Raw genomic sequence first — 25540 nt, 5'->3', positions numbered from 1 at the left:
TATATACCTATTAAATCTCACTTACAAGAAGAAGATATACTCCGCAGGCTTCTTTTCATTCATCTCAGGCATATTGTGCCCTTATATACTGCTACAAAGGGAATGAAAAAGCCAGATGACAAAAAGTGCTGTTTGCTGGTATAATGGATTGTATGATTTCGTTGAGGGGAAGACTAATCTTTAACAGGAGGAAGTATAGCATGAGCATGCGGGGAGTTTACACAAATGTAGTTGAGATCAGACAGAAGATATTTACAGAAGTGGCCAGGATGGCGTATGAAGGGGGAGACTATTCACGGATCATCAATCTCCCGTACAAAATCATACCGGGTGAAGTGGCCACTTATCGGGAGAGTGTATTTTTGGAAAGGGCAATCGTAGAGGAACGCCTCCGATTGGCCATCGGCCTTCCGCTCAGGGATATGACGGAGCATGCTCCAGTGTCCAGGGGCATCGAGGAAAGCGCGATCGCGGAAAAATATTACGACCCGCCGCTTATTAATATCATAAAATTCGCCTGTCATTCCTGCCCGGAGAATGAAGTGCGTGTATCGGATGCCTGTCAGGGGTGTCTGGCCCATCCGTGTAAAGAGGTTTGCCCGAAGGATGCAATATCCATTGTGGCGGGCCGTTCGGTGATCGATCAGGAAAAATGTATCCAATGTGGGAGATGCGTCAATACCTGTCCGTATGGAGCAATCATTAAAATGGAGCGGCCCTGCGCCAAGGCCTGCGGTGTAGATGCGATAGGATCCGATGAACTTGGACGGGCTGCCATAGACTATGACAAATGCGTTTCCTGCGGGATGTGTTTGGTGAGCTGTCCTTTCGGCGCCATTGCGGATAAGGGACAGATCTTCCAGACTATACATGCCATAAAGAATGGGATTCCCGTATATGCGGCGGTAGCTCCGGCCTTTGTCGGTCAGTTCGGCAAAGAGCTGCCCGCGGATAAGATAAAGAAAGCGTTTAAAGAGCTGGGATTTGCAGATGTGGTAGAAGTTGCGGTAGGAGCGGATCTGTGCACCATTGAAGAAGCGAGGGACTTTCTGGAGGAGGTGCCGGAGAAGCAGCCTTTTATGGCTACTTCCTGTTGCCCGGCCTGGTATTCCATGGCCCACAAGCTGTTTCCTGATCTGGCTCCGTATATTTCCATGGCGCTCACCCCGATGGTGCTGACGGGCCGTTTGATCAAGAGAGAGCATCCCGGATGTAAAGTGGTCTTCATCGGACCATGCTCAGCGAAAAAGCTGGAGGCCAGCAGGACGGAAATCCGGAGCGATATTGATTTTGTGCTCACCTTTGAAGAAGTCATGGGTATGTTTAAAGCCAAGGATATTGATTTCTCCAAGCTGACTGCCGGCGAGGATTTGTCAGCTGCCAGCGCAGACGGACGGGGATTTGCCGTGAGCGGCGGAGTGGCGAAAGCCGTGGTGAACTGTATCAAGAAGATGAAGCCGAACAGAGAAGTGAAGGTGGCCAACGCGGAAGGACTGGCCGCATGCCGGGAGCTTCTTACGGAAGCGAGAAAAGGAGTTTATGACGGATACCTTTTGGAAGGAATGGCCTGCCCTGGAGGATGCGTAGGAGGCGCCGGTATTATGCAGAGCCCTACGAAATCCAAAGGACAGGTAATGCTCAGTATGAAGAAGGCCGGATACCGAAACGCCCTGGACAGCAATTACAAAAGTTATCTGGCAGAATTAGAGGAAGGGGACCTGAGGGCTCCAGCCCGATAGTTTTCCTGTCTGCGGCATTGAATAGAAAGAGAAACAGTCAAAAGCCAAAGAAGCGGATGCAGATGGCGCGTCTTTGGCTTTTGTGCGGAAAGAATTCAGAGGGGAGAAAAATGGATGAAGACTCCGGAACTTGAAACAGAAAGAATGATTTTAAGGACACTTAAAGAGGAAGATGCAGGAGAAATATTCAGAAGATGGACCGGGGACAGAGAAGTCAACCGGTATATGAACTATAGTCTCCATAAAACGGAAGAAGAGACGGCAGAATGGCTTCGGGCAGAAGAAGAGAATATAGAAAAGGATGATAATTATACCTGGGCCTTTGTACTGAAGGATACGGGAGAACTGATCGGCTCCGGCGGAATCTGTTATAATAAGGACTACGGTATGTTTGAGCTGGGGTATAATATCATGAAAAAATATTGGGGACAGGGAATCACAACGGAAGCGTCACAAAGGATTCTGAAATTTGGGGTGGATGATCTGGGAGAATCGTGTTTCTTTGGGCGGCATGCCAAGGAAAATCCCGCTTCAGGGAAAGTGATGGAGAAAACCGGATTCCGGTACTGGCGGGATGGGTATTATGAAACGATGGATGGGGTCCGGTTTGAAAGCCGGGAATATAAGTGGATTCTGGCCGAAAATAGTACAGAGTGATTTGCCGGACGTTTGTTTTTGCTGGCGAAACGGTCATGCGCGCCAAAGTTTACATGAAAATCCATCAAACGCAACAAAGAATTGCTGGAACTTACATGGCTGCTGTCGTCATGTGGCTTTCGTGGTAGCAGGAGTACTGATCTTTGTGGCTGCGGGGATGCAGAAGGAGAAGTATGATATAAAGAAATAGTATCATGATGGCGGCGGAGATCCTGTTTCTGGCAGGGGGCTTTGTTTGGGAAGCATGGAATATCGGCTGGGTGGTGTTTCCAGTGGGAGGCATACTTTGCGGTATCGTGAGTTCCATTCTATCTGTTCGTTAGACGAAGCAGTAGGAGAACGTAGGAAAGACATAGATCACATGTGGATTAGGCCATAGAAAGATAAGAGGGAAAGAAACGGGATGAAAACGGGCAGAGAGACGGAAGAGGATTTTCGCCTGCACTATACGGAAAAAGGAGAAGGAATGCCTTTGGTGCTCCTTCATGGAAATGGCGAGGATGGCTCTTATTTTGTCCGTCAGATAGAGTTCTTCTCACGTGAATACCGGGTGATCGCGGTCGATACCAGGGGACATGGACAGTCGCCAAGAGGCGCTGCGCCATTTACATTGGAACAGTTTGCCGAGGACCTTAGGCAGTTTCTAGATGAAATGGGACTATCCCGTATCCTTCTTCTTGGGTTCAGCGACGGCGCGAATATCGCCATGATATTTGCGTTGAAATATCCGGAATATCTGGAAAAGATGGTGCTCAACGGAGGAAATCTCCGGCCCTCCGGCGTCCGCGCCGGCGCTCAGCTGCCCATCGTCCTGGGCTATGCCATGGTTGCCGCTTTGTCTTTGCTTGATAAAAAACTCAGGAGGAAAAAGGAGCTTTTGGGACTCATGGTGACCGAGCCCCACATTTCTAAGGAAGAGCTTTTGAAGCTATGTGTACCCACTCTGGTAATAGCCGGGACAAAGGATATGATCAAGGCTTCCCATACGAGAGAGATTCATGAGAGTATTCCGGACAGCTGTCTGTGTTTTCTGAAAGGAAGCCATTTTATAGCATGTGAGCAGCCGGAAGAATTCAATCAGACGGTATATAAGTTCCTCAAGGAAAAGTAACGGCAAAAGCTTTGGAATAGCAGGTGCTTTTTTATCTTTCCTGTGCTAGAATATACGCGGACATAAAACGCATTACTGCGGGGAACAGAAGGGAGAGCAGCACATGAATAACGCTGATGTTAAAATAATTGCGGACAGCACCTGTGACCTGACGGAGGAGCTGCTGAAGAAATACGAAATAACGATAGTGCCGTTATGCATCGTTATGGATGATAAGAGCTATTATGACAGAACGGAAGTGACGCCGGAGGAAATCTTCCGCTGGTCGGAGGAACACAAAACGACTCCGAAAACTGCAGCGATCTCCATGGAAAAGGCATTGGAGGCAGCCGGGCCGTATATCAAAGACGGACGGGACGTGATCTTTATCGGCATCTCAGAAGAGATGAGCACCACATGCAATGTTATGCGTCTTGCGGCTGCGGAGCTTGAGACAGACAGATTGTTTGTCATAGATTCCAGGAGTCTTTCCACCGGAATCGGCCTGCAGGTGCTTCGGGCCGCGGAGCTCGCGAAAACAGGTATGCCGGCAGAGGAAATCGTGAAAATCATTGAAGAAATTAAAGATAAAGTGAGGGCAAGCTTTGTCGTAGATACTTTGACTTATCTTGCCAGAGGAGGACGGTGCACGGCTGCTGCTGCCCTTTTAGCCAATACACTTAAGCTTAAGCCGAGGATTGAAGTGAAAGACGGAAAGATGGGCGTGGAAAAAAAGTACCGCGGTACTCTGGAAAAGGTTATTCTCAAGTACACAAAGGATATGGAGGAAGATTTATTAAGGGCAGACGGAAAAAGGATATTTATCACCCATTCAGGATGCGGGAGGGCTGTAGTGGAGCAGGTCCGGACATATCTGGAAGGCCTCGGGAAGTTCCAGGAGATTATTGAGACCCGGGCAGGAGGAGTTATTTCCAGTCACTGCGGACCGGGTACTCTGGGAGTCTTATTCTTTTTAAAATGAAAACACAATGAATAAATATCATCGCTATTTTCCCTCAAAGGAGATATTGTTTGATACGGCCATAGATCAATATGCCCAGCCCCAGACGGATCAGATCTCGAAGGTTTTGAAAAGGCCGGGGATCTCTCTGGTTCAGATGGCAGAACAGATGCCGCGGCATCCTTCTGTGTATATGGACAGTTGGGCATCTTGCTGGATCAGGAGCTGGCGAGAGAAGAGAGGGTCAGAAGGATCAAGACCATTCTAATAGGAATATTAAAGAAACTGAGTTAATAAAATTCCTGTCTGCCGGACAGGGATACTTAAAGGATATTAAATGAATGATATTCATTCATCTTGAGAAGGGAATTCAAGAAAATTAATTAAATGGATTTTATCAATGGAAAGCATGATCGCCACATTATTTCCTGCGGCGGTATTTGCGCTGGAAACTTCTGTCCGAATTCTGTGTGATGTCGGAATTTGTCTCTTTCTGTCATTTATGATACAATAAGTAAAACAAAGAACAAAAGAAGGGTATATTTTGTTCGATTATGGAGGCGGATACAGCTGAATGGAGGGTCCAGGAACGGGACTGGGGAGGGGATAGTGCATGTTCTTTGATATTAACGAGTATTATTTTTACTGTGTTGCATTGGCCCAGAATATCACTAAGGCCTCTGAGGAGATCCACATTTCCCAGCCGGCTCTCAGCAAATCCATTGCGAAGCTGGAACAAAAGCTGGATTGTCAGCTTTTCTATCGAAATCAAAAGGGGGTAAGGCTGACACCGGCAGGGGAGATCTTGTTTGAAGGTGTCAGGCAGAGTATGGATATCATGGATAATACGGTGAAGCAGATATCCCAGATCAATTACTCAGACTATGGGGAAGTTAATATCGGCGGAGGAGATGATCTGTTTACATATTTCATGATTCCCGTCATTCGGGAGTACCATAATCTGTATCCTAATGTGATTGTCAAGGAGACTTTGTACTCCAATTCAGAGCAGACAATCGGAAGCCTGCTGCAGAAGGATATTGATATCGGACTCCTGAATAAATATGTGGAGTGTGACAGACTGGAATTCAGAAAGATCAGTGAAATGCACGAGGTGGTCGTGGCGGGAGAACGGTATGCAGCGCTGGCAAAGCTGGGCACACTGGACTGGGGAATGCTCACGGAATTTCCAATCCTTCTGCATCCCCGCATAACCCATACCCGTAAATTGTTTGATGACAAGATGAAGGAGATCGGAGTACAGGTCAAAGCGAGTCTGGAGGTGGGGAGTACGACGGTGATGATCCAGCTGGCGCTGGAAGGATTCGGGCTTGCCGTCGTATCCAAAGAGATTGCCCAGATGGATTATCGGTATACCCAGCTTACGGAGCTTCCCATGGCTCAGCCGCTGGATGCAAGGGATACCTATGTGGCATGGAATAAGGAGAAGGAGATGCCCTCCTGCCTCCGAAATTTAATAGAGTGCATTTCTCAGAAAAGTAAATAAGACTTTCCTTATCCAATAAACAGGGCGGAATCCATGGATTCCGCCCTGTATTTGCTTTCACCACCATAACTGACGATTATGGAGTTAATGACAATAATTCATTTTACATGAGGAAATACGGGAAATATAATATACATATATAGCCATAAAATCTATAAATATAGAAATAATATGTTGCAATGCGCAAAATTTGAGAAAATTTGGGAGGGTATCTATAGTTTCAATCAATCATAAAGAATGGGAGGGTATTTTATGGCACGCAAGACATTGGAAGAGACGATGAAGAAAAATAACGGAATTCTTCGTATGGTCCCGGATTTTATTCCGAGAGATTCCTGGATGCCGGGGAGGAGGCTCAGACTTCATCCGGATGATTACGCCTATTATGGAAATGAACTGGGCATGATCGAGGAACGCTGGTTCTGTGCGACGGCTCCGGTGGAGCATGGCGTGAAAGATGCTCCGGAAGATCTGGGAATGCAGTATGTAGACTGCGAAGGAGAACGGATTCTTTTTAAGGATGCTGTGGATGAATTGAAGGAGGACCTGATTGGAAAAGAACTATGGGACAAATATGGCCGGTGGCCGATGTTCTCTAAATTCTATGATTATGCGACTACTTCCTTTTTCCATGTACACCCTACGGAGGAGGCAGCCTGCTGTAAGCCGGGAGCCGTCATGAAACCGGAGGCGTATTATTATCCACCTCAGATGAACATGTCCGCCGCGAATGCGAATGTGATCACATATCTTGGAATCGATCCGTCTGTGAGCAGGGAAGAAGTCCTGGAGAGGCTCAGAGACTTTGACAAGGGGGAAAACAGGATTGTGGAGCTGTCCAGAGCGTACCGTCTGGAACTGGGAACCGGCTGGTATACTCCGGCTGGCGTCCTGCATGGCTGCGGCGCATGGTGTACCTATGAACCTCAGTGGATGAGCGAATCCTACGCGGTATTTGAAAATTATACGGACAATCATTATCCTGCATTCCCCCACAGTGAAATGAACAACCTGGTTCCCGACGACGCGGAGGATGAATACGAATATACCATGAGTCTGATTGACTGGGAGATAAATACGGATCCATATTACCGCAAAAAATATTTCCGCCGTCCTGTCACGGAGATTGAGACAGAGGATTATATATCCAAATGGATTACATATGGAAACCCTTACTTCGGTGCAAAGGAGCTGACGATCAGGCCGGGGAAGACTGTTTTGATCAAAGATCAGGCCGCGTACGGATGTATTCTGCTGTCGGGTCACGGCATGTTCGGTGAGCTGGAGTGTGAGTCTCCCAATGTGATCCGGATAGGACAGATGACAAAGGATGAGTTCTTCGTATCCCATGAGCGTGCGAATGAAGGTGTCCTGATTTCCAATCATTCCTGCGAGGACCTGGTTATGTTAAAGCATTTCTGCAATAACTGCGGAATGCCGGATGCGCCGGAGGCTTGACTGGCCGGGAAAGAAAGGGGAAGGAACATTGGCGGAATATATTCTTCAGATGAAAGATATTGATAAAACCTTTCCCGGTGCGACAGTCCTTAACCATGCAGGCCTTGATGTCAGACAGGGAGAGATCATGGGACTGATCGGTGAGAACGGCGCGGGGAAATCCACGCTTTTAAAGATACTGACCGGGTTATACACCCGCACCTCCGGTACGATTCTATTTAAAGGCCGGGAGGTCACATATGCGTCCATTGAAGAATCCGCAGATGATGGAATCGCGTTCATGCACCAGGAGCTGAATATTTTTCCAAATATGACGGTGACCGAGAACATTTTTCTGGACAGGAAAGACTATGTCGGGAAATTTGGGATGATCCAGAAAAAAAGGATGGAGGAAGATGCGCGCAAGGTGCTGGAGACGCTGGGGGTGGAAATCGATGTAAACCGCATGGGCAGTGAGCTCAGTATCCATGAACAGCAGATGGTCGAGATCGCGAAAGCGATGTCCATGAACGCGGAGCTGATCATCATGGATGAGCCGACTGCCGCGCTCCCGGAAAATGAAGTGGAGATTTTCTTCCAGTTCATCCGGAAGCTGAACAGACGGGGAATTACGATCATATATGTATCCCACAAGATGGTTGAGATAGAGGCTATCTGCGACCGGGTGACCATTTTACGGAATGGGACGGTGGTCGATGTCGTGAATGTGGGAGAGACCACGGTGGAGCAGATGGTGAATAAGATGGTCGGCCGGCAGCTGGATGAGTATTATGTACATACGCCGACAAAAAATGACGGCGTTCTGCTCCGGGTTTCGGATTTCAACGGTGAGAATTTTGAACAGGTGAGCTTTGAGCTGATGAAATCAGAGGTCCTGGGGATATATGGGCTTGCCGGATCCGGTACTCTGGAGCTTGCTGAGACCTTATTCGGATACCGGAAGCCGACGAGAGGCGGAGTCACATTGAACGGGCAGGCGATAAAAAAGACGGATATTCCCAATATGGTAAAAAACGGGATTGCCTATGTCCCTCTCAACCGTAAAAAGGACGGATTTGTCCGGGACATGTCCGTGTTTGAAAACATTTCCATGGTAGGGTGTGGCAGCTACAGAAAAGGAATTTTTGTGGACTGGGCAAAAAACAGAGATATCTGTGATAAATATATGGAGGCTTTGTCCATAAAAGCGGTCAGCCGGGATACCCATGTCAACCTTTTATCAGGAGGAAATCAGCAGAAGGTAGTCCTGTCTAAATGGCTGTCCATCCATCCTAAGGTCTTGATTTTGAATGAGCCAACGAGAGGGGTGGATGTGGGCGCAAAGGCTGAGATCTATAATCTGATCGACCGGCTGGTAAAGACGGAGGAGCTGGGCATTCTCCTGATCTCTTCGGAGGCGCCGGAGGTCCTCGGCATGACGGACAGAGTGATGATCATGCATAAAGGACGCATCTGTGCGACCTTGAAGACAGAAGGCTTGCAGCAGGAACGGCTTTTGAAGCTTGCGTCCGGCGGAAAGGAGGAACAGAGTGAAGAGCGGCAGGAGATCACATGAATGGGCGCCGTTGCTGTCCATGATACTATTGTTCCTTTTATTTACCCTGATCACACCCAGATTCGCAGGTCTTGGAAATATCAAAATGATCGGCAAGCAGGTTGCGATCAACGGTATTCTGGGAGTTTCCCTGTTCCTGATCGTGCTGACCGGCGGAATCGATATTTCAATTGGTTCTACGCTGTCATTATTATGTGTGCTGACCGGATTTCTGGAATCCAAAAAGATTCCATTTGCCATTGTCTTTCTGCAGGTACTCATCTGCGGAGCCGTGGTGGGGTATCTGAAAGGGGTTTTGGTCACAAAAATAAAGCTGCCGGATCTGATTGTGACTTTGGCGGCAAAAAATCTGATTCGGGGAATTGCGCTGATGTTCAGTGTACAAGCTTATATCATCACCTCGCCGGCGATGCTTTCCCTGGGTTCCGGGCAGCTGGCAGGCGTGATACCGGTTCCCTTTCTCTGCTTCGCGGCAGTGGCGGCTATCACAGCGGTCATACTCGGCAAAACAAGGTTTGGAAGAAGAATTTACGCGGTAGGAGGCAACAGTGAAGCAGCCGTCCAGGCGGGAATCGACGTGGGCAGAACAAAGAGGAGTGTATACGCTTTTTCCGGTATCCTGATCGGCGTAGCGGCAATCCTTTATTCAAGCCTTTATCAAAACATTCTGGCGTCTAAAATCGGAAGCGATACGGTGAATACCCTTCTGGCAGTAGTGCTGCTGGGAGGAGCCAGCATGAGCGGAGGGCGGGGCAGAGTTCTGGGAATCGTATTCGGGGCTCTGACCATGGCAGTCCTTAACAACGGGATGATCCTGGCGCGTTCCACAGATTATTGGGTGACTGCGCTTACAGGAATCCTGATTCTCCTTTCCATGCTCGTGCAGTTTTTGCAGAGCTCCGCAGTCTTCCGGAAAAAGCTTGGAGGTGAAAAGGATAGATGAAGGTAAAGATAAAAAAAGCTTTTTCCAATTATAATCTCAGGAGATATATGATTCTGACCGGTATCCTGATTCTTATGCTGATCGGTTTTTCTCTGGAATCAAAGGTCTATGTTACGCCTGCCAATTTTACCAATATCGCGGCTAAGTTTGCGGAGATAGGCTTGATCGCGGCATCCATGTCCCTGGTCATGCTGACCGGAGATATTGACCTGTCGGTCGGATCGGTCATGTGCTTTTGTGCTTTTTTGGCAGGGACGCTGATGCAGAGCTATGTTCCCGTCCCGCTGGCGGTCCTCATATCGCTGGCTGTGGCTGCGGCCATCGGTTTTCTAAACGGTTTTATGATTGCTGTGATGAAGATGCAGCCGGTGATCGTGACCCTGGGTACCATGACTGCGTTCCGCGGCCTCTGCTATGTGTTTAAGCAGGGAGGGCCGATGCGTGGGCTTCCCGACGAATCGTTTTTCCGATTTGGAAACGGTACGCTGTTCGGCGTCATCCCTTATTCCTTTATCCTTGTAATCGTAGTGTTTGTGATTCTTTCCGCTGCCATGAAGAAAACGCGGTTTGGAATGGATATCCGGGCAATCGGGAACAATGCGAGCGCAGCGGCTTTTTCCGGTATCAAGGTGAGAAAATATAAGATTGGATTATTTACATTCAACGGTTTCATTTCAGGGCTGGCAGGGATTGTCATCCTCTCCAGAATGCAGGGGATCGAGGCAGCTTTGGGAGACGGATATGAATTTGAAGCGATCACCATGTGCCTGCTGGGAGGCATCAGCATAAACGGAGGAAAAGGCACTATGCTCGGTTCCTTTATCGGGATCATTGTGATCGGATATCTGAAAAGTGGTATGAATATTTCCCATATCAGCGCCTACTATCAGTCGGCGATCTTGGGGGCGATCATCCTGTTGTCGGTCATCGCCGGCAATCTGGAGCCGGTGCGGAAGAAAAAGGAGAAGTAACGGTTTCATTATCCCCCATGGGGGAATCAAAAATAAGGAGGGTTCTTATGAAAAGAAAACGTATGGTATCTTTAGGATTGGCAGTCATGCTGACAGTGTGTATGGTCGTTTTGCTGGCCGGATGTGGGAAAAAGGAAGATACCTCTGCCACGGCGGGGACTTCCGGCACAGAGGCAAAGGAAAGTACGGACGGCGGCAAGGAGACGAAGAAAGAGGCAGAAACGTCTGCGGACAAGGGGGAGAAAAAGACCATTTATTTCATGCCGAAGGAGGTAGCAGGCGCCTGGAACGTGTATTCCTGTACAGGTGCGGAGGAGGCCGGTGAGAAGCTGGGAATCGATGTGATCATCAGTGGTCCCGCAAATGCAGATCCTACGGAACAGATTAATATGCTGGAAGACGCGATCGTCGCAAAGCCAGATGCGATCGTAATCGCCACAAATGATGCGGCCGGCTGCAAGGCTTCCATTGACAAAGCGGCTGCACAGGGGATTCTGGTCCTGACCTATGATTCTGACTGTGCGGACAGTGAACGTACCTTTTATGTGAATTCGGCCAGTGATTATGAATGCGGCCGCATGTTTGTAAAGGATGTAGCCGAAGCAGTGGGGAAGGATGCCAAGGTTGCGGTAATGGGCGGCGGCATCAGCGCTGGAAACCAGCAGGAACGCCTCGCAGGCGTACAGGATGAGATGTCAGAAAATTATCCGGATATGGAGCTCGTTTCCACTACCTGGTCGGACGATGATACCGAGGTGGCACTGCAAAATGCCGAGAACCTGATCATGGCGAATCCGGATCTTCAAGCCATCATCGGCATTTCAGGATATGAACCTCATTCTGCGGCGGCCGCAGTGGAAGAAGCAGTGGAGCAGGGGAATCTTGAAAAAGGCTCCATTTTCATAACAGGCCTGACACTTCCGGATGTCATCCGGCCTTATATCGAGGACGGCACAGTCCAGAGCGCTTATGTGACAGAGCCGGCTTATCTGGCCTATACTTCCGTTTATGCCGCTTATGAGATGCTGGAAGGAAAAGAATTTAAAGACGGTGATACCTTTAAAGTGGAGGGTCTTGAGGATGTTGAGGCGACGGTAACAGGGGAATACATATACTTTGGACTTATCTCTCTGGACAAGAGCAATATCAGCGATTACAGCTGGTAAGAAATTACGGAGGAAGCATGGACTTTATCGGCATTGACGTGGGGACTTCCGGCTGTAAGGCATCGGTGATCTCTGAAATGGGCGGTGTCCTTAAAAGCGCCCGGAGTGAATATAAGCTGTCCGGAGGACAGAGCGGGCTTGCCGTCCTGAGCCTTACCGCCGTATGGAACAGCGTGAAAGCCGTACTGAAAGAACTCGCACCGGCCGCGGCCGGTGCGAGGGCTGCCATGGTATCGTCCCTTGGCGAGACGCTCGCGCTGGTCGATAAGAATGGACAGCTGCTTTTGGATGACGGTATAACCTACATGGACAGACGGAACACAGAGGTGTGGAGCCGGCTTAAGCACCGAATCCCGCAGGAGGAGCTTTACCTTACTACAGGAAAGACGGAGCCGCAGATTGCCGCGGTCAATCAATATACATATTGGAAAGAAACGAAACCGGAGATCTTCGAAAAAGCAGACCAAATTTTTTTTATAGACAGTTATATCGCGTATTTACTGTGCGGAGAAGCTATGATCGATTATTCAGCCGCCTCCAATACTATGTGTTTTGACATCAACAGCTTTGAATGGTCTGGCAGCATAGCGGAGCGGTATGAGATGGACCTGGGGCTTTTTCCACAGATCGGCAGGGCGGGGACCCGATTGGGAACTGTCAGGAAAAAATGGAGGGAAGAGCTCGGGCTGCCTGCGGATATGGAAATCCTGGCAGGCTGCCACGACCAGATCAGCGCCGCGGTCGGAGGCGGGGCTGTAAGGCCGGGAGACGCTGTTCTGGGGGAAGGCTCCACGGAAGCGCTCAATCTGCTGACCGACAGAGAAGGAGCAGATAGAATCAGACAGGCACACCTGCCGATGGAGCCGTTTGTAAAAAAAGGGATGTACGTTTCATTACTCAGCCGTCTGATGCATGGAAACTGCCTTAAGTGGTTTATCCGAAATTTTGCGGAAGCTCTCAGTGCCAAATGTGAAAAAGAAGGGCGGAGTGTATACGACGATCTGAACCGGAACTGTGCAGGTCTTTCTGGAGACATCGTATTTCTGCCGTATTTATCCAGCACCTGTTTTACGGATATCGGACAGCCCATGGGTTCTTTTATCGGAATGGACGCCGGATCTACCGTCTATCACCTGTACCGCGGAATGCTGGAAGGACTCTGCTGTGAATCGGCGGAAATGTTTCAGCTTTTGGATGACTACGGGATACCGGCGGACGGTGTCACAGCGGTCGGGGGCGTTTCCAGGTCAGCTGTGTACATGCAGATGAAGGCCGATATTACCAGAAAGGAAATTGAAGTCCTGAAACACGCGGAAGCGGGTGTCAGAGGTTTGGCGATGCTCTGTGCCGTGGAATTTGGCTGCTGTTCCGGCTTAGAGGAGGCTGGCCGGCTGTTTCGGGAAACTATGTGCCGTTATGTGCCGAAGAAGGACAGTTCTGGGATACTGGAACGGCACCGGCGGCTCAGCAAAGCGGTCAGGACCGTTTATTCAGAACTGCAGAATCAACATTACGACTAATATACCAGGGGGTACAAATATGCTTGTAAACATGAAAGATATGCTGAGGGAAGCGCGGAGGAACAAGATGGCGGTCGCGGCGATCAATACACCCGGCTTTGATATCGTCCGGGCAGCCGTGGATGCGGCGGAAGAATTGCAGACACCGGTCATTCTGGACCACGCCAGCGCACATGAAACGGACATCGCAATGGAAGTGATCGGGCCGTATATGGTGGAATGTGCAAAAAACGCATCGGTTCCGGTAGCGGTCAATCTGGATCATGGGCTGAGTCTGAATATGTGCCTGAGGGCAGTAAAGTGCGGCTTTTCCTCAGTCATGTATGACGGATCCTATCTTCCCTATGAAGAGAACATCGCCAATGTAAAGGAAATCTGCGATATGGTACATCCGCTCGGCCTCACGGTGGAGGCTGAGATTGGAAGAATGCCGGGATTTGGCAATCACGGGGGGATTGATCCAAAAGATAAGACAGGTTTTTACACGGATCCTGAAGTCGCGAAGGACTTTGCAGTGAGGACCGGCTGTGACGCCCTTGCGGTGTGCATCGGTACGGAGCACGGCTTTTATAAATCGGCTCCGGTCCTTGACCTGAAACGTCTGGAGAATATCCGGGCAGCAGTCCCGGAGGATACCGCCCTGGTGATGCATGGAAGTTCGGGAGTATCGTTTGAGAATCTGCAGGCGGCGATCAGCTCCGGCATGTCCAAGATCAATTATTATACGTATTTATCCATTCAGGTAGCTCCGGAGCTTCAGAAAATCATCGCCCAGAATCCGGAGCAGACCTACTATAATACCCTGACTGCCCGCGCATATGAAGTATTGAAACAGGGGGCTAAGGATATCATCACCTGTATGAGAAACGGACAGTGAGAAAGGAGAAGAAAATGCCGAAGCTTACTGATATTTTAACAAAATTTCCTTTTGCCGACGGAAGGAAATATCCGAGGCTGATCCGCAAAGAAGAATACAGCAATGCGCTGTATCCGCCGGACAACGCGTTTACCAGTGACAATACCTTTACGATAGTCAGCACAGATACCTTTATGCTGGGAATTTATGAGCTGGGACCTGGTGGTGCCTTTGACCCGCTGGACATCCATCCGGGGGATGAGTTTTATTATATTTTGCAGGGACCTATCGTGCAGCGGAGCGGAAACGGTCAGTTCGCATATCTGGAGACCGGAGACGGACTGTTCATGCCGCAGGAGGCGTGGCATAAGGCCCATAATTTTTCGGATCAGAAGGTCAGGGTGCTTTACTTTATCACACCAAAAGCATGGGGGGAGGACATTCCGCCGGCTTATATTCCGACGGATGCGGAGACAAAGTTTTATAAAGGGCCGAATAACGACAAGCTGCCGGATATGCGAAGCGTGATCCGGAATATCACCAGACAGGGCTGCACCGATGATATCGGCAGCTGGCCGGTGGACGGAAAAGAAGCCAGAGATTATCCCCAGGCAGTATATACGGTAAGGGACTGTGACAAGCTCAACAATATCCACGGAACAAGGCACCCGATGCTGATGCGATTTATAGGAAGCAATGATTACGGACACTTTGGAGAATTTATCCTTCCGCCCGGCGGTTATGGACCGAGGTGCTCCGAAGAAGACTGCCACGAGGGAGATGCGGCGATCTTTTGCATAGACGGACCGATTACCATAAATCTGACGCAGCTGCAGGAATCCTTCCAGCTGCGCCCCGAGGATTCTTTTTTCCTGCCGGCGGGTACTCCCTATCAGCTGGTGAACTTTGAGAATAAGCCGGTGAAAGCTGTGTTTGCAGTCACGGCTCTTTGAGGGAACGAGAGGTTCTGACAGAGAGACGGAAAACGGGTATGCCTTAAACTTAAGGCATACCCGTTTTATTTTCTTTTTTCCCTGGGCCTGTGGCCGGCACACTTCAGATGGATTTTTTTCCATTATTTCCGGTCATCCAGGGCCACATAACTGCGGTGCTGTCCCACATATTTATAAGCAGGGCGGATGATCTTGCTGGAGTTCACCAATTCTTCGATCCGGTGTGCACACCAGCCGGAGATTCGGGAGATGGCAAATATAGGAGTGAAGAGCTCATTGGGCAGCCCCAGCATGTTGTAAACGAAGCCGCTGTAAAAATCCACGTTGGCGCAGATGGCTTTATGCAGCTGCTTCTGTTCTGACAGGAGCTGGCAGGCCAGCCGTTCCACGGTGGTGTAGAGCTTATATTCCTCTGTACGGCTCTTTTCCTCTGACAGTGCTTTAGCATATTTTTTAAGAATGACGGCGCGGGGATCGGATTTGGTATATACGGCATGGCCGATACCATAAATCAGGCCGCTCCGGTCAAAAGCTTCTTTATTTATCAGCTTTTGAAGGTATTCACGGATTGCATCTTCGTCGGACCAGTCGGAAATATTTTCCTTCAGATCGGCAAACATGTTCTGCACCTTCAGGTTAGCTCCGCCGTGCTTCGGGCCTTTCAAGGAACCGAGGGAAGCCGTAACGGCCGAGTAAGTGTCGGTTCCAGTAGAGGACACGACATGGGTAGTGAAGGAAGAATTGTTTCCGCCGCCGTGCTCGGCGTGGATCACAAGCGCCACATCCAGAACCTTTGCTTCAAGTTCCGTGTATTTTCCGTCAGGACGAAGCAGCCGAAGAATGTTTTCTGCGGTAGAAAGCTGAGGCTTGGGATTCCGTATGACCAGACTTTCGTCCAGATGATAGTGGCGGTATGCCTGATAAGCATATACGGAGATCAAAGGGAACTGGGCGATCAGATGCAGGGACTGCTTTAATACATTAGGGATGGAAACGTCGTCCGGATTCCTGTCATAAGTATACAGGGTGAGGACACTTTTCTGCAGCGAGTTCATGATGTCCCTGCTGGGAGCCTTCATGATGATGTCGCGAACGAAAGTGTCGGGAAGGTTCCGGAAGTGGCCCATCAGCTCCAAGAACTCATCCATCTGCGCATGGGAAGGGAGACTGCCGAACAAGAGCAGATATGTAGTCTCTTCAAAGCCGAACTTGCGGTCCTGAAAGCCATTGATCAGATCCTTGACATTATAGCCTTGATAATAAAGGCGTCCGTTGGCCGGAATCTTCCGGCCGTTGATGACATCAAATGCGATGACATCGGATATTTCGGTGAGCCCTGTCAAAACACCCTTGCCGTTGGAATCACGGAGACCGCGTTTTACATCGTATTCTGTATAGAGATTCAAATCTATGTGATTGGAGTTCTTACAGTATTCCACCAACTGATCTAAACGGGTGTCAAACTCAAAGTCTACGGGGTTGAATCTTTCATCGTCGGACATAGAAAAACCTCCTTAAGAATATACATTGTCTGCCTTAGATACCGGTCTTTAAAATATTATAGTATACTTTAACAGCATTTTGAAAATAAGGCAATCCCTGTTCTGATTTTTTGGCGATTTTATGTATTTTAATGGAAGAATATTTAAAAAATTAGGTATTAATTTTGTTGACTTTTTATTCCTAATTTTGTCCGGGGAACAAGAGGAAATCCCGGCGGCAGAATCTCCTTTCCCATTGACAAATGGAAGGAAGGTACATACAATCAGGTTAGAACACTCTATGAACAAGAACACAGAAACGGAGGCGTTGATGAAAAAAGTTAAGATCGCCATATTAGGGCTGGGAACCGTAGGAACCGGCGTATATAAGCTGCTGGAGCGGAGAAAGCAGGAAATGCCGAGCAAAGCCGGCGTGGAGATAGAGATTGCGAAGATTCTGGTCAGGAATTTGGAAAAGGCCGGGAAGAAGGTCGGCAGGGAGCTGCTCACCGACGATTGGAGAGAGATCATAGGGGATGAATCTATTTCAGTGATCATAGAGGTGATGGGAGGAATGGAGCCGGCCTGCACTATTATCATGGAAGCATTCCGGGCCGGGAAGCACGTGGTTTCGGCCAATAAGGATCTGATCGCTTCCAGAGGAAAGGAGCTTTTGGAGGCGGCGAAGGACAATGGCTGCGATTTTCTGTTTGAAGCCGCGGTCGCCGGCGGGATACCGATTCTCCGCCCCATGAAGCAGTGCCTGGCAGGAAATGAGATTACCGATATCATGGGAATCGTCAATGGTACTACGAATTTCATATTGACAAAGATGACAGATGACGGCATGGAATTTGAAGATGCCCTGAGGGTGGCGAAGGAGCTTGGGTATGCGGAGTCGGATCCCACGGCTGATGTGGAGGGATACGACGCGGGCAGGAAGGTGGCGATTCTGGCTTCCATCGCGTTTCACTCCAGAGTGGTCTTTGAAGACGTCTATACAGAAGGAATTACAAAAATAAGCGCTAAGGATATTCAGTATGCCAAAGAGCTGGGATGTGATATCAAGCTTTTGGGAGTGGCGAAGAACACGGATACCGGTATCGAGGCCAGAGTGCATCCGATGCTGATACCCAGCGGACATCCTTTGGCATCTGTAAAAGACGCTTTTAATGCGGTGTTTGTCCACGGAGACGCGGCGGATGACGCCATGTTTTATGGAAGAGGCGCCGGAGAGATGCCTACGGCCAGCGCCATAGTGGGCGATGTCATCGATATCCTGCGAGATATTGAATGGAGATGCTGCGGAAGGATTGGCTGCAGTTGCTACCGGGAACTTCCGGTCAAGGCCATAGGAGATGTGGAAAGCAAATACTTCATGAGACTTCACGCAGAGGATAAGCCCGGTGTCCTGGCCACCATCGCCGGAGTCTTTGGGAACAACGCAGTGAGCATCGCAAAGCTGATACAGAAAAATACCAAGGACGGCTTTGCGGAGCTGGCGATCGTGACAGATTCGGTCAAAGAATATCATTTCCGTGACGCGGTGACGGTCCTAGGCGGTATGTCGGTGATTCAGAAAATATCCAGTATCATCCGGGTCTTATAGAAAGTTTTTCATTGACAAATGGAAAAGAAGTGATTATACTATGAAACATAGTTATCGAGATTCAATGGAATAACAGTCAGAAACCGATGACCAAGAAAAGTAAGCCGGGAAAGAAATCACAGAGAGCTGCCACAGCTGAGAAGCAGCATTTTGGAACGGACTGAATGGACTTGGGAGGGCGGGCCGAACCCCTGTACAGGCAGTAGGCTTCGACGGGGACCTCATCCGTTATCAACGAGGCACATATGATGGTATGTGACAGAGAGGATGCAGTGCATCAATCAGGGTGGTATCGCAGAAGCAGATTATAAGCTTTTGTCCCTTTTAAGGGGCAGAAGCTTTTTTTGTTGCATAGGATGGATATTGCCCATCATCAAACAGGAGGAGAGCCATGATCACACCGACATATGAAGAGGCGAAAAAATATCGGGACAGTTACAGCCTGGTGCCGATCTGCAGGGAGATATTTGCAGACGTCATTACGCCGATCACACTGCTGAGAAAGCTCGCACAGCTGGATAAACACTATTATCTTCTGGAAAGTGTAGAGGGAGGAGAACGTTGGGGGAGGTATTCATTTCTCGGATTTCATCCGCTGCTGCACGCAGTCTGTAAAGATGGGACCGTGACGGTTAAAAGCGGAGAAATAGAAAACCGGGTCCCCGGAGAGCCGATGGAGGTGCTGAGAGGACTTCTGAAGGAATACCGAGCGCCCAGGCTGGAGGGGATGCCCTCTTTCACCGGAGGCTTTGTTGGATATTTTTCTTATGAAATGCTTCGGTATGCGGAGAAAAAGCTTAAATTTAAGGAGAGTGAATTCCTGGATTTTGATCTGATGCTTTTTGATAAAGTGATTGCCTATGACCATCTGAGACAGAAAATCTGCGTGGTGGTCAATGCGAAGACTGAAGAAGGAGAACAGGGATACAATGCGGCCGTGCTGGAAATAGAGAAGATCATCCATCTGATACAGAGCGAAATGCTTCTGCCGGAGGAACCGAAGAGGGAACCGCCGGAATTCTCCTGTAATATCAGCAAGAAAGATTACTGTGCCATGGTGGAAAAGACAAAGCATTATATTAAGGAAGGAGATATTTTCCAGGGCGTGATATCCAGACGGTTTGAGGCGGAATACGAGGGGAGCCTGATGAATGCCTACCGCGTGCTCCGCACCACCAACCCCTCTCCATATATGTATTTCATCCAGAGTGATGACGTACAAATAGCGGGGGCGTCTCCGGAAACCATGGTGAAGCTCATAGACGGAGAGCTTACGACCTTTCCCGTGGCAGGTACCAGGAAACGGGGCAGGACGCCAGAAGAAGACAGGAGACTCGAGGAAGAGCTGATGGCCGATGAAAAGGAGCGGGCAGAACATAATATGCTGGTGGACCTGGCCAGAAATGATATCGGAAAGATTTCAGAATATGGGTCAGTGAAGGTGGAGGATTATATGAACGTCCACCGTTTTTCCAAGGTCATGCATATTGCTTCTGTGGTCACGGGGAAGCTGAAAAACGGCATGGACGGATGTGATACCATACCGGCTCTTCTGCCGGCCGGCACCTTGTCCGGCGCGCCAAAATTCCGGGCCTGTGAGATCATAGAGGAACTGGAGCCGGCAGCAAGAGGAATCTACGGCGGAGCCATTGGATATATGGATTTTTCGGGTAATCTGGATGTGTGCATCGCTATTCGGACGGCGGTGAAAAAAGGTGGAAGGGTATATGTACAAGCGGGGGCCGGAATCGTGGCCGACAGTGTGCCGGAGCGGGAATACGAAGAATGCTCCAATAAAGCAGGAGCGGTAATAGAGGCCATCCGTATGGCCGGGGAGGTGTGAGCATGATACTGCTGATAGACAACTATGACAGCTTTTCTTATAATCTGGTGCAGCTGATAGGTTCTGTCAGCCCGGAAAGAATCCGGATTATACGGAATGATGAAGTATCGGAAGAGGAGATCGGAGTCTGGAAACCAAGTCATATCATACTTTCTCCGGGGCCGGGCCGCCCGGAAGACGCGGGAATCTGCGAGGACGTTGTGAAGCGCTTTATGGGAGATATTCCCATTCTCGGAGTTTGTCTGGGGCATCAGGCCATATGTGAAGCGCTGGGAGCGAGAATAACCTATGCAAAGGAACTGATGCACGGAAAGCAGAGTATGATAAAGCTTGATACGGAATCCTCGATCTTTGCGGGACTTTCCGGGACGGAGGCAGCGGCCCGCTATCATTCTTTGGCGGCAGAAAAAGCTTCCCTGCCGGCGGAGCTTCGGGTGACAGGAGAGGCGGAGGACGGGGAAGTGATGGCGGTGGAGCACAAGGATTATGCTTTGTACGGCCTGCAGTTCCATCCGGAATCGGTGCTCACGCCGAACGGAAAAAAGATGATGGAAAATTTCCTGAACATAAACCAGTGAAACGGATACTACAGCGCGGCTGACAGAGATTTTGACGGAAAGAAGGAGAAGATATGATAAAAGAAGCGATTTATGAAGTGGTGAACGGCAATGATCTCAGTTATGAGATGGCAGAGCAGGTAATGGATGAGATTATGGACGGGGAAGCAACCCAGATCCATATGGGTGCGTTTCTGACAGGGCTCCGGATGAAGGGAGAGACTATTGAGGAGATTACTGCCTGCGCGGCCGGGATGAGAAAACACTGCACCCGCCTGCTGCACAATATGGACGTGCTGGAAATCGTGGGAACCGGAGGCGACGAGGCCAATACCTTCAATATTTCTACGGTTTCCTCCCTGGTAGTGTCAGCTGCGGGGATTCCGGTGGCAAAGCATGGCAACCGGAGTGTGTCCAGCAAATGCGGGGCGGCGGATGTCTTGGAGGCTCTGGGTGTGAATATTGCCATCAGCCCTGTGAAGAGCGCGGCTATTCTGGGGAAGATTAACTTGTGCTTCATGTTTGCCCAGACTTATCACACTGCCATGCGGTTTGTGGCGCCGGTCAGGAAGGAGCTGGGCATTCGAACTATTTTCAATATCCTGGGACCGCTCGCAAATCCGGCGGGTGCCAATTTTGAGCTCTTGGGAGTGTATGATGAAAAGCTGGTAGAGCCCCTGGCCCAGGTGCTGTTAAAGCTGGGCGTCAAACGGGGAATCGTCGTACACGGACAGGACGGGATAGATGAAATATCCCTGAGTGCTCCGACTACCTGCTGCGAACTGCGGGACGGATCCATTACTTCTTATATACTTGAGCCGGAGCATGTGGGGCTTAAAAAGTGCAGGCCGGAGGACCTGGTAGGCGGAGAGCCGGCGGAAAACGCACAGATCGCCAGAGAGATTCTGGAAGGAAAAAAAGGACCCAAGCGGGACGCGGTGGTTTTAAACTCTGCTGCGTGTATCTATATGGTGAAGGACGATGTGAGCCTTTTGGAAGCCGTGAAGCTGGCAGAAGAACTGATCGACAGCGGAAAGGCCAGGGAGCAGCTGGAAGCGTTTATACGGCTTTCAAATGAGAATTGACGGGAGGTTTCGCATGATATTAGATAAACTGGCAGAAAGTTCCAGGATGCGGGTGAAGAGAGAGAAGGAAAGAGTATCGCCGGAGGAAATGAAAAAGAGAGCGCTTTTTCTGACGGAGGACCAGAAATCCTTTCCTTTCGAAGAAGCACTCAGAAAACAGGACATTAACTTTATCTGTGAGGTGAAAAAAGCGTCTCCTTCAAAAGGGATTATCGCAGAAAATTTTCCTTATGTCCAGATTGCGAAGGAATACGAGAAAGCAGGAGCTGCCTGTATCTCTGTGCTGACAGAGCCGGAATATTTTATGGGAAAGAATGAATATCTGGCGGCAATCGCGGAAACAGTCTCAGTTCCGATCATTCGTAAGGACTTTACCGTGGATGAATATCAGATCTATCAGGCAAAGACTATGGGAGCTTCCTGTGTGCTGCTGATTTGCGCACTCCTGGATGCGGACAGATTGAAGCATTATCTGCATATCTGTGACTCCCTCAGCCTGTCCGCCCTGGTGGAGGCCCATGACGAAGCGGAGATACAGATGGCCCTAGATGCGGGCGCCAGGATGGTCGGAGTAAATAACAGAGACCTCCGGACCTTTGAGGTTGATATCCATAACAGCGAGAGGCTTCGAAGTCTTGTACCGGAAGAAATACTGTTCGTGGCAGAGAGCGGGATCCGGGATTCGTCGGATATCCAGGTGCTCCGGGACGCAAAGGTAAATGGAGTGCTGATCGGGGAGACCTTCATGAGAAGTACAGATAAGGCAGGCATGCTGAAACGTCTGAGAGGCGAAGGAATGGCAGGAGGCTCTGGCTGTGGACAGATATAAGGCAGGCGGAGAGGATGTGGAAAAAACAGACGGCGTAAAAGTGAAGATCTGCGGTTTGAGACGGCCTGAGGATATTCAGATGGCAAACCGTTTAAAACCAGATTTCATCGGATTCGTTTTTGCGAAGAGCAGCCGGCAGGTGGACCGAAATACGGCAGAGCGGCTGAAAGCCCTTCTGGATCCGGAGATCAGAGCGGTGGGAGTTTTTGTTGATGAAGAGCCGGAGCGGGTGGCGGGCCTGTGCCGGGGCGGTGTCATTGACATGGTGCAGCTTCATGGAGAAGAGGACAGGGAATATATGGAACGGCTGCGGAATATGACTTGTGTGCCGGTCATCCGGGCAGTCCGGGTGAAGAGCCGGGAACAGGTCCTTTCAGCAGAACGGCTTCCCTGTGACTATCTTCTCTTGGATGCTTATACGGAAGGGATATACGGCGGAAGTGGGAAAGCTTTTGACCGGGAGCTGATCCCAAGCCTGAGGAAGCCATATTTCCTGGCGGGAGGACTGAGGACAGAAAGCGTGGCGGAAGCCGTCTGCCGGTACCGTCCTTATGGTGTGGATGCGTCCAGCAGTCTGGAGAGCGGCGGATACAAAGATATAAAAAAAGTGGAGGCTTTTTTAAAAGCTGCCCGCGGCGGGTACGCAGCGGACGGAAGGGCAGGAAGAAGAACAGGAGGAAAAGAACTATGAAAGCAGGCAGGTATGGACAGTACGGCGGCCAGTACATTCCGGAAACGCTTATGAACGCGGTAAAGGAACTGGACGCCGCATATGAGCATTATAAAAGGGATCCGGAATTCAACCGGGAGCTGGACGAGCTTCTTAAAAATTACGCGGGGCGCCCGTCGCTGCTCTATTATGCGGAGAAAATGACGAAGGATCTGGGCGGTGCGAAAATTTATTTAAAAAGAGAGGATTTAAATCATACTGGCTCCCATAAGATCAATAATGTGCTGGGACAGGTGCTTTTGGCCAAAAAAATGGGGAAGACACGTGTCATTGCCGAAACAGGAGCGGGACAGCACGGTGTGGCAACTGCTACGGCAGCAGCGCTGATGGGAATGGAATGTGAGATTTTCATGGGAAAAGAAGATACGGACCGCCAGGTGCTGAACGTATATCGGATGGAGCTTCTGGGGGCTAAGGTACATCCGGTGACCAGCGGCACGATGACGCTTAAAGACGCCGTCAATGAGACCATGAGAGAGTGGACCAGGAGAGTGGACGATACGCTTTATGTCCTGGGTTCTGTAATGGGACCGCATCCCTTCCCGATGATAGTGAGGGATTTTCAGAAAGTGATCGGGAAAGAGATCAAAGAACAGCTTTTTGAGAAGGAAGGCAGGCTTCCGGATGCGGTCATCGCCTGTGTAGGCGGCGGAAGCAACGCCATGGGAGCCTTTTATGAGTTCATTCCCGATGAACAAGTGAAGCTGATTGGATGCGAGGCGGCCGGCCTGGGGGTGGATAACCCCAAAAATGCCGCGACCATTGCCAATGGGAGCACCGGTATCTTCCATGGAATGAAATCTTTGTTCTGCCAGGATGAATACGGACAGATCGCGCCGGTATATTCCATTTCTGCCGGGCTTGATTATCCGGGAATCGGACCGGAACATGCAATGCTCCATGAGACAGGGAGAGCGCAGTATGTGCCGGTGACCGATGAAGAGGCGGTGAGCGCCTTTGAATATCTTTCCAGGACAGAAGGCATCATTCCGGCTGTGGAAAGCGCTCATGCGGTGGCATATGCGAGAAAGCTGGCGCCGTCTATGGATAAGGAGAAGATCATTGCTATCAATATATCCGGACGGGGCGATAAGGATGTGGCGGCTATTGCAAGATACAGGGGGGTGAATATATATGAGTAGGATAGCGGAGGCTTTTAAAAACGGAAAGGCGTTTATTCCATTTGTGACGGGGGGAGACCCTGCGCTGGATGTGACGGAGCGGCTGATTTACGCGATGGCGGAGGCTGGGGCAGACCTCATTGAGATAGGAGTGCCTTTTTCTGACCCTATCGCAGAAGGGGTCGTGATCCAGGACGCCAACCAGCGGGCCCTTTCGGCGGGCTGCACGACGGACGGACTGTTTGATCTGGTGAAAAAAGTACGGAAGACCACGCAGATCCCTTTGGTGTTCCTCACTTATATCAATCCCATCTATACCTATGGAAAAGAACGATTCATGAGAAAATGTCAGGAGGCAGGCCTTGACGGTCTGATCGTGCCGGATCTTCCTTATGAAGAAAAAGCGGAGCTTCTGCCGGAGTGTGAACGCTTTGGCGTTGATCTGATCTCTCTGATCGCGCCTACTTCCCATGAAAGGATCTCCATGATAGCCAGGGAAGCGAAGGGATTTTTATATTGTGTCTCTTCCATGGGAGTGACCGGCGTCCGAAGCGAGTTCCGGACGGACATCGACGCCATGATGAAGGCCGTGAGACAGGAAGCAAAGGTGCCCTGTGCGGTGGGATTTGGGATATCCACGCCGGAGCAGGCAAAGCGGATGGCGGCTGTTTCCGACGGGGCTATCGTAGGCAGCGCCATTGTCAGGCTGGTGGCAGAGTACGGAAAAGACAGCATTGAGCCAGTAGCCGCATATGTGAAGAAAATGAAAGAAGCTGTATTAAGCGCCGAATCATAAAATTTTCGTGAAAAGATTGACGTCAAAGTCTGAAAAGAGTAGAATCTACCTATGTATAAAGATGATTCAGACAGATCGTGAGTAAAACGGCGGCTGCCGTTGCGGCGGAAAGG

The 25540-nt window shown here is 49.8% G+C and carries 23 protein-coding genes and 1 other annotated feature; of the genes, 22 read left to right on the top strand and 1 reads right to left on the bottom strand.

Going from position 1 to position 25540, the window contains the following annotated elements; all coding sequences use genetic code 11:
- The first annotated feature begins 206 nt into the window (after positions 1-206).
- The 14 genes from LQE92_RS02410 to LQE92_RS02350 all read left to right on the top strand — a co-directional run bounded on the left by LQE92_RS02410 (position 207) and on the right by LQE92_RS02350 (position 15376).
- Positions 207-1739, top strand: a complete 1533-nt coding sequence (locus LQE92_RS02410; protein ID WP_231061864.1) for a 4Fe-4S dicluster domain-containing protein — start codon at positions 207-209, stop codon at positions 1737-1739.
- Between the two features lie 114 nt (positions 1740-1853).
- Positions 1854-2396 (top strand): GNAT family N-acetyltransferase, encoded by a 543-nt coding sequence (locus tag LQE92_RS02405; RefSeq protein ID WP_231061410.1) that lies wholly within the window; start codon positions 1854-1856, stop codon positions 2394-2396.
- 194 nt (positions 2397-2590) lie between these two features.
- Complete coding sequence (locus tag LQE92_RS14410; protein ID WP_269141843.1) at positions 2591-2719, top strand: hypothetical protein; 129 nt, start codon at positions 2591-2593, stop codon at positions 2717-2719.
- An 80-nt stretch (positions 2720-2799) separates the two neighbouring features.
- On the top strand, positions 2800-3507 hold the full coding sequence (locus LQE92_RS02400) for an alpha/beta fold hydrolase (RefSeq protein ID WP_231061409.1): 708 nt from the start codon (positions 2800-2802) through the stop codon (positions 3505-3507).
- A gap of 103 nt (positions 3508-3610) precedes the next feature.
- Positions 3611-4468, top strand: coding sequence for a DegV family protein (locus LQE92_RS02395; RefSeq protein WP_231061408.1), 858 nt, complete (start codon positions 3611-3613; stop codon positions 4466-4468).
- A 592-nt stretch (positions 4469-5060) separates the two neighbouring features.
- Positions 5061-5954 (top strand): LysR family transcriptional regulator, encoded by an 894-nt coding sequence (locus tag LQE92_RS02390; RefSeq protein WP_231061407.1) that lies wholly within the window; start codon positions 5061-5063, stop codon positions 5952-5954.
- 252 nt (positions 5955-6206) lie between these two features.
- Complete coding sequence (locus tag LQE92_RS02385; protein ID WP_231061406.1) at positions 6207-7412, top strand: hypothetical protein; 1206 nt, start codon at positions 6207-6209, stop codon at positions 7410-7412.
- Between the two features lie 28 nt (positions 7413-7440).
- Positions 7441-8967 carry a sugar ABC transporter ATP-binding protein gene (locus tag LQE92_RS02380; RefSeq protein ID WP_231061405.1) on the top strand — a complete coding sequence of 509 codons (1527 nt, stop codon included), beginning with the start codon at positions 7441-7443 and terminating at the stop codon, positions 8965-8967.
- Positions 8942-9910, top strand: coding sequence for an ABC transporter permease (locus LQE92_RS02375; RefSeq protein WP_231061404.1), 969 nt, complete (start codon positions 8942-8944; stop codon positions 9908-9910). The genes LQE92_RS02380 and LQE92_RS02375 overlap by 26 nt, the downstream gene beginning before the upstream one ends.
- Entirely contained in the window at positions 9907-10881 is a 975-nt protein-coding gene (locus LQE92_RS02370) for an ABC transporter permease (protein ID WP_231061403.1), read from the top strand. The genes LQE92_RS02375 and LQE92_RS02370 overlap by 4 nt, the downstream gene beginning before the upstream one ends.
- A 47-nt stretch (positions 10882-10928) precedes the next feature.
- On the top strand, positions 10929-12047 hold the full coding sequence (locus tag LQE92_RS02365) for a substrate-binding domain-containing protein (protein WP_231061402.1): 1119 nt from the start codon (positions 10929-10931) through the stop codon (positions 12045-12047).
- Between the two features lie 17 nt (positions 12048-12064).
- The gene (locus LQE92_RS02360) at positions 12065-13567 is read left to right on the top strand and encodes an FGGY-family carbohydrate kinase (RefSeq protein ID WP_231061401.1); all 1503 of its coding nucleotides are present in this window, start codon (positions 12065-12067) and stop codon (positions 13565-13567) included.
- 19 nt (positions 13568-13586) lie between these two features.
- Entirely contained in the window at positions 13587-14444 is an 858-nt protein-coding gene (locus LQE92_RS02355; protein WP_231061400.1) for a class II fructose-bisphosphate aldolase, read from the top strand.
- A gap of 14 nt (positions 14445-14458) precedes the next feature.
- On the top strand, positions 14459-15376 hold the full coding sequence (locus LQE92_RS02350) for a cupin domain-containing protein (protein WP_231061399.1): 918 nt from the start codon (positions 14459-14461) through the stop codon (positions 15374-15376).
- Positions 15377-15498: 122 nt separating this feature from the next.
- On the opposite strand, the gene LQE92_RS02345 is transcribed toward LQE92_RS02350, so the two are convergent.
- The gene (locus LQE92_RS02345) at positions 15499-16878 is read right to left on the bottom strand and encodes a citrate/2-methylcitrate synthase (RefSeq protein WP_231061398.1); all 1380 of its coding nucleotides are present in this window, start codon (positions 16876-16878) and stop codon (positions 15499-15501) included.
- A gap of 310 nt (positions 16879-17188) precedes the next feature.
- Here LQE92_RS02345 and LQE92_RS02340 point away from each other — a divergent pair, with 310 nt between their 5' ends.
- The 8 genes from LQE92_RS02340 (at position 17189) to trpA (ending at position 25427) form a co-directional block, all read left to right on the top strand.
- A complete protein-coding gene (locus tag LQE92_RS02340; RefSeq protein ID WP_231061397.1) occupies positions 17189-18466 on the top strand; it encodes a homoserine dehydrogenase in 1278 nt (425 codons plus the stop codon).
- A 77-nt stretch (positions 18467-18543) separates the two neighbouring features.
- Positions 18544-18792, top strand: a binding site (T-box leader).
- Positions 18793-18857: 65 nt separating this feature from the next.
- The gene (gene trpE / locus LQE92_RS02335) at positions 18858-20309 is read left to right on the top strand and encodes an anthranilate synthase component I (protein WP_231061396.1); all 1452 of its coding nucleotides are present in this window, start codon (positions 18858-18860) and stop codon (positions 20307-20309) included.
- A 2-nt stretch (positions 20310-20311) separates the two neighbouring features.
- Positions 20312-20887, top strand: coding sequence for an anthranilate synthase component II (locus tag LQE92_RS02330; RefSeq protein WP_231061395.1), 576 nt, complete (start codon positions 20312-20314; stop codon positions 20885-20887).
- Between the two features lie 53 nt (positions 20888-20940).
- The gene (gene trpD / locus LQE92_RS02325; RefSeq protein ID WP_231061394.1) at positions 20941-21951 is read left to right on the top strand and encodes an anthranilate phosphoribosyltransferase; all 1011 of its coding nucleotides are present in this window, start codon (positions 20941-20943) and stop codon (positions 21949-21951) included.
- A 13-nt stretch (positions 21952-21964) separates the two neighbouring features.
- A complete protein-coding gene (gene trpC, locus LQE92_RS02320; protein ID WP_231061393.1) occupies positions 21965-22780 on the top strand; it encodes an indole-3-glycerol phosphate synthase TrpC in 816 nt (271 codons plus the stop codon).
- Entirely contained in the window at positions 22767-23471 is a 705-nt protein-coding gene (locus tag LQE92_RS02315; RefSeq protein ID WP_331001213.1) for a phosphoribosylanthranilate isomerase, read from the top strand. The genes trpC and LQE92_RS02315 overlap by 14 nt, the downstream gene beginning before the upstream one ends.
- Positions 23468-24652, top strand: a complete 1185-nt coding sequence (trpB, locus tag LQE92_RS02310; protein WP_231061392.1) for a tryptophan synthase subunit beta — start codon at positions 23468-23470, stop codon at positions 24650-24652. The genes LQE92_RS02315 and trpB overlap by 4 nt, the downstream gene beginning before the upstream one ends.
- Positions 24645-25427 (top strand): tryptophan synthase subunit alpha, encoded by a 783-nt coding sequence (trpA, locus tag LQE92_RS02305; protein ID WP_231061391.1) that lies wholly within the window; start codon positions 24645-24647, stop codon positions 25425-25427. The genes trpB and trpA overlap by 8 nt, the downstream gene beginning before the upstream one ends.
- The last annotated feature ends 113 nt before the right edge of the window (positions 25428-25540 follow it).

This window comes from Lientehia hominis, assembly GCF_021044755.1.
GTDB lineage: Bacteria > Bacillota > Clostridia > Lachnospirales > Lachnospiraceae > Lientehia > Lientehia hominis.
The sequence above is the reverse complement of the archived record's forward strand: the minus strand, read 5'-3'. Positions and strand labels throughout refer to the sequence as shown.